Origin of the sequence: Pseudomonas sp. 5Ae-yellow (assembly GCF_014077575.1) — a bacterium.
Taxonomy (GTDB): Bacteria; Pseudomonadota; Gammaproteobacteria; order Pseudomonadales; family Pseudomonadaceae; genus Halopseudomonas; species Halopseudomonas neustonica.
This window is the reverse complement of sequence record NZ_JACGWE010000151.1, coordinates 1-288: the sequence shown is the minus strand read 5'-3', so window position 1 is coordinate 288 and position 288 is coordinate 1. Positions and strand designations below refer to the sequence as shown.

The following is a 288-nucleotide window of genomic DNA, read 5'->3' as shown; positions in this document are numbered from 1 at the left end:
CGTTCCCACGCTCCGCGTGGGAATGCAGCCTGAGACGCTCCGCGTCCACTCAGTCCCAGCGATCAATCTCGATCAGCCCCTCTAGCCCCGCATAGTTCCGCGCGCTGGAGTAGCGCCAATGCTCAGGTGTATCCACATAGCCGCGTTTCACCGGATTCAGATGATCGTTCCCACGCTCCGCGTGGGAATGCAGCCTGAGACGCTCCGCGTCCACTCAGTCCCAGCGATCAATCTCGATCAGCCCCTCTAGCCCCGCATAGTTCCGCGCGCTGGAGTAGCGCCAATGCT

At 62.2% G+C, this 288-nt stretch carries 1 pseudogene; it reads right to left on the bottom strand.

The features are described from left to right. Positions 1–49 precede the first annotated feature (49 nt). Positions 50–163 (bottom strand): annotated as a pseudogene (locus tag H4J77_RS19845) (transposase); the annotation flags it as partial. Between the last annotated feature and the right edge of the window lie 125 nt (positions 164–288).